General features: G+C 74.7%; 3 protein-coding genes. 2 read left to right on the forward strand and 1 reads right to left on the reverse strand.

What is annotated here, in order from left to right; translation table 11 throughout:
- Positions 1-1,463: IS607 family element RNA-guided endonuclease TnpB (gene tnpB / locus ACJOT3_RS33620; protein WP_406977166.1), on the reverse strand; the 1,463-nt coding region annotated here is incomplete at its 3' end.
- Positions 1,464-1,723: 260 nt separating this feature from the next.
- On the opposite strand from tnpB, the gene sppA reads away from it, so the two are divergent.
- Positions 1,724-3,445, forward strand: a complete 1,722-nt coding sequence (gene sppA, locus ACJOT3_RS33625; RefSeq protein ID WP_406977167.1) for a signal peptide peptidase SppA — start codon at positions 1,724-1,726, stop codon at positions 3,443-3,445.
- A 459-nt stretch (positions 3,446-3,904) separates the two neighbouring features.
- Entirely contained in the window at positions 3,905-4,363 is a 459-nt protein-coding gene (locus ACJOT3_RS33630) for a flavin reductase family protein (protein WP_406977168.1), read from the forward strand.
- Positions 4,364-4,391: the final 28 nt, after the last annotated feature.

The following is a 4,391-nucleotide window of genomic DNA, read 5'->3' on the forward strand; positions in this document are numbered from 1 at the left end:
CGCCCCGCCGGGGCCGTGCGGCCCCGGCGGGTGGTGCGGGTCCTATGGTCGGCTCCACGAGGCTTCGACACTTGCGTGTCCCGGTCTCCGGCCACTCCGGTACCGGTACTACTGCTCACCCGCGCCGCCAGGGCGGCCAGGTTGCGTGCGGCGTTGACGTCCCGGTCCAGGACCAGACCGCACTCATCGCAGCTGAAGGTGCGCACGGACAGGGGCAGCTTGGCTTTCACCGCACCACAGCCCGAGCACGTCTTGGAGGAGGCGAACCACCGATCCGCCACCACCAGCCACCCACCGTTCCACACGGTCTTATAGGCCAGTTGGCGGCGGATCTCACCGAAGGAGGCATCGGCGATCGACCGGGCCAGACGCCGGTTCCTCACCATCCCGGCCACGTGCAGGTCCTCCACGACCACGGTCCCGTACTCGCGGGCCAGGGACGTGGTGAACTTGTGCAGCGCATCGGCGCGCAGGTCCGCCACCCGGTGGTGGATCCGGTTGCGCTGCTCGTTGGCCCGGCGCCACCTCCTTGATGGTTCCTGCCGGGTGCGCCGATCCGGTCCCCGGCGGCGGGACACCCTCCGGCAGGCGCGGCGCAGCCGCGCCAGCTCGCCGGTGAGGTGGCGCGGACTGGGCACGTGGCGGGTCTGCCCCGTGTCGTCGGCGACCACCGCCAACGTCCTGATCCCCAGGTCCACCCCCGCCACCGACCCGGGCCGTCGCGGGGTGGCGGCCTCGCGCTCGACCTCGACCTGGAAGGACACCTGCCACCGGCCCCGGGTATGGGACACCGTCGCCGCCAGAATCCGCGCCGTGCCGTTCGCGATGCGCCGGTGGAGCTTGCGGGTGCTCTCATGGGTACGGATGCGACCCACCACGGGCAGCACCACATGGCGGCGGTCGTCCTCGACCCGGATGGTGCCGGTGGTGAACCGGCACGCCAGGCGGGCCCGGTGCTTGGACTTGAGGCGAGGACGGTCCACCCGCGCACCGGCACGCTCACCGCGCCTGGACCTGGCGTAGTTGTCGAACGCCGCCGCCGCATGGGCGAACCCGGTGTTGTAGGCCTCCTTGGAGTTGTCCGCCCACCACCCCGCGAACCGAGGGTCCTCCCTCTTGGCGGCGTTGAACGCCCTGCGCAGCGCGGGCAGCGACCACGACCGCCACGGGGCACGGTCCTCTTCGCCGATGCCGTAGGACTCCTCGGCACGCCGCTGGTCCCAACAGGCGAGCACATGCGCGACCGCCCAGTTATAGGCCGCCCGCGCCGCACCACAATGCGACCGCAAACGGGCCTCGACTCCGGCGCCCGGGTCCAGAGCGAACCGGTACGCCTGCACCACACGGCCCGGCTCGGGGGTGAATCCCCGCTTCTTCTTCGCCTGGCGCTCGCTCGGGTCACCTGCGGCCATGGGCCCACCCCCTTTTTCCGCCTCGGGATGTTCGATCAGTGGTTCGAGCAACAACGGTAGCGGAGGGTGCATGTCCGCGTACGGGGAATGAGTCGACCCTCTGCACCCCCTGGAGCGTGATGCGCCTCATATGCATTGGCCCCGTGTAAAACCTGTCGACGGACGGTGACGTTCATCGGCACATCACGGAACAGCCGAAAACCCCACCGCGGGGCCCTGCCGGGCGGGCGCCGGCCGCCGCCGGCCCCGGTTGTCCACAGGCCGCCGGGGACACCCGCCCCGGCGGGGCCCCGCCGACTACCCTGGGGCCCATGGTGGACCTCGCGAAGATCACGCAACCCTTGTCCCTCGACCGGTTCGGGCCCCGCCGGGACGGACCCCTGGTACTGGAGCTGGACCTGACCGAGGGGGTCGCCGACGAGGCCCCCGGCGACCCGATCGGCCAACTCGTCAACCGTCGGCGCCAGCACTACCTGGACGTGGTGGAGGGGATCCGGCGCGGCGCCCGCGACCCGGAGGTGGCGGCGCTGCTGGTGCGGGTCGACACCCGGTCGCTGGGGTTCGCCAAGGTGCAGGAGCTGCGCACCTGCATCGCCGACTTCCGCGCGGCCGGCAAGCCCGCCCTGGCCTGGGCCGACTCCTTCGGCGAGGCGGGCGACGGCAACCTGCCCTACTACCTGGCCTGCGCGTTCTCCGAGATCGTCATGGCGCCCACCGGCGTGCTGGGGCTGACCGGGCTCCAGCTCAAGAGCACCTTCGTCAAGGGCGCCCTGGACAAGCTGGGCCTGGGGTACGAGGTCGGCAAGCGGTACGAGTACAAGAACGCGCTCAACGGGGTCACCGAGACCGGGTTCACCGACGCCCACCGCGAGGCGACCGGGCGGATCGTCGACTCGCTGGGCGACCAGCTGGTCGAGGGGGTGGCCGCGGCCCGGTCGCTGTCCGCCGACGAGGTGCGCGCCCTGGTCTCGCAGGGGCCGTTCGTGGGCGCCGAGGCGGTCGAGCGCGGGCTGGTCGACCGCCTGGCCTACCGCGACGAGGTGTACGCCGACCTGCTGTCCAGAGCGCGCGGGGAGGACGGCCCCGAGCCGCGGCTCACCTTCGTCACCCGCTACCACCGCCGCAACACCCCGGGGCCGCGGCCGCGGGTGGGCGGGGGCGCCGACCACATCGCGCTGATCACCGCCACCGGGACGATCAGCCTGGGGCGCACCCGGCGCTCGCCGCTGGGCGGCGGCACGGTGATGGGGTCGGACACGGTGTCGGCCGCGTTCCGGGCCGCCCGCCGGGACCCGCACGTCAAGGCGGTGGTGTTCCGGGTGGACAGCCGCGGCGGGTCGCCCACGGCCTCCGACGCCATCCGCCGCGAGGCGGAGCTGACCCGCGAGGCGGGCATCCCGGTGGTGACGACGATGGGCGACATCGCCGGGTCGGGCGGCTACTACGTGACGCTGGCCTCGGACGCGATCGTCGCCCAGCCGGGCACCCTGACCGGGTCGATCGGCGTCATCGTCGGCAAGCCGGTGCTGGGGCCGCTGCTGGAGCGGTACGGGATCACCAGCGACGCGGTGTCCGTGGGCGAGCACGCGGGGATGTTCGACACCGACCGGCCGTTCAGCGAGTCGGAGTGGGAGCGGGTCAACGCCCTGCTGGACCGCGTGTACGAGGACTTCACCGGCAAGGTCGCCGCGGCCCGCGGCATGAGCCGCGAGGAGGTGCACGAGGTGGCCCGCGGCCGGGTGTGGACCGGCCGGGACGCCGCCGACCGCGGCCTGGTGGACGCCCTGGGCGGGCTGGAGACGGCGGTGCGCATCGCCCGGGAGAAGGTCGGCGGCCGCGCGCTGCCGCTGCGCCCGTTCCCGCGCCGGCACCCGCTTGACCGGCTGCGCCCGCACGAGTCCAGCGAGGACCCGGCCGCCGCGCAGCCGCAGAGCGCCCTGGACGCCTGGGGCCCGCTGCGCCACGTCGCCGCCGTCCTGGGCCTGCCCGAGGCCGGCCCCCTCACCATGCCCGACCCGGGCCGCGTCCGGTAGCCGTCGGCCCGCCGCCGCACCCCGGCGGCGGGCCGGACGCGCGGGCGGCGGCCGCCTGCGCCGACGGGGCGGTCCGCCCTCTCGGCCGGAAGGCCGCGGACTGCCGGGGGTGCCGTGCCCTCGGGCGGCCGCCGGTTCGGGCGTCGGCCGGTGACCGGATCGGGAGGCGACCGCCCGGCTCGGACGGCTGCTCGCGCCGACGGCGCGGCCCGCGCCTCACACCGCCGCGGTGGGCCGTTGGAGCACCGGGCGCGGACCCGAACCCGGCGGTGGGCCGGGGCATGGGAGCAAGACCGCTGCGCCGCGGACGGCCGTCCTCGGCCGGCGACCGGCTCGGGCGGCGGGCCGCGTTCCTGGGAACGCGGGCGGGTGCGGGAGGATCAGGGCGATGGACATGGACGAGTGGGCGGGGGTGGCGCGGTGGGGGATCCGGTGGGGACCGGTCCGTACCTGGACGCGATGGGGCTGCTGCCGGTCGGGGTGACGGTGGTGACCGTCGCCGACGACCGGGACGACATCGGGGCGACGGTGAGCGCCTTCGGGTCGGTCTCGGCCGATCCGCCGGTGGTGTCGGTGAGCGTGGACTCCGACGGGTACATGGCCGAGGTGATCGAGGAGGTCGGCGCGTTCGCGGTGAGCGTGCTCGGCGGCGGCCAGACGGCGCTGGCGGGCCGGTTCTCCGCGGAGGGGCGGCCCAGCGCCCGGCGGCTGGTGTCCGACACCGCCCACCACCGGGGGGAGCTGACCCGGGCGATCGTGCTGGACGAGGCGCTGGCGGCGTTCGAGTGCCGGGTGCTGAGCCGGGTGGAGGTGGGCGACCACACCGTGTTCTTCGCCGCCGTGACCGGCCTGCCCGAGGTGCGCGGCACGGGCCCGGCGCTGGTGCGCCGGGCCGGCCGCTACCGGCCCGTCGACTAGTACCGCCGACCGGCCCCGGACACGGCCG

This window comes from Nocardiopsis protaetiae (assembly GCF_045446735.1).
GTDB lineage: Bacteria > Actinomycetota > Actinomycetes > Streptosporangiales > Streptosporangiaceae > Nocardiopsis > Nocardiopsis protaetiae.

Coding starts and splice junctions, on each gene's coding strand:
- sppA (WP_406977167.1), top strand. CDS start 1,724: ATGGTGGACCTCGCGAAGATCACGCAACCCTTGTCCCTCGACCGGTTC.
- ACJOT3_RS33630 (WP_406977168.1), top strand. CDS start 3,905: ATGGGGCTGCTGCCGGTCGGGGTGACGGTGGTGACCGTCGCCGACGAC.